Raw genomic sequence first — 267 nt, forward strand, 5'->3', positions numbered from 1 at the left:
GTATTCGATGGATAGGTCACCTGCAGAAAGAAACGACATGAAGAATTCCGAAGTCATCGATACCCGTTTCCGGGCAGCGCTTGCGCGCATGGCGGACGCAGGCAGGATACTGACGCATGAGAAACCGGCGGATCCGCATTTGGAGATCGCCGCGCTGATGAAACGGCTCGATGGCGACAAGGCGCTTCTCTTCCCGTCCGTCATCGGTCACCATATGCCGGTCATCGGCAACATCCTGTGCTCCAAGGACAATTGCGAAGCGGCCTT

The 267-nt window shown here is 56.9% G+C and carries 1 protein-coding gene; it reads left to right on the top strand.

Going from position 1 to position 267, the window contains the following annotated elements; translation table 11 throughout:
• Positions 1-37 precede the first annotated feature (37 nt).
• On the top strand, positions 38-267 hold a 230-nt coding region (locus KVS69_RS19695), incomplete at its 3' end, for a UbiD family decarboxylase domain-containing protein (protein WP_217539779.1).

It is taken from the genome of Stenotrophomonas sp. GbtcB23 (assembly GCF_019091045.1).
GTDB classification, from domain to species: domain Bacteria; phylum Pseudomonadota; class Gammaproteobacteria; order Xanthomonadales; family Xanthomonadaceae; genus Stenotrophomonas; species Stenotrophomonas rhizophila_A.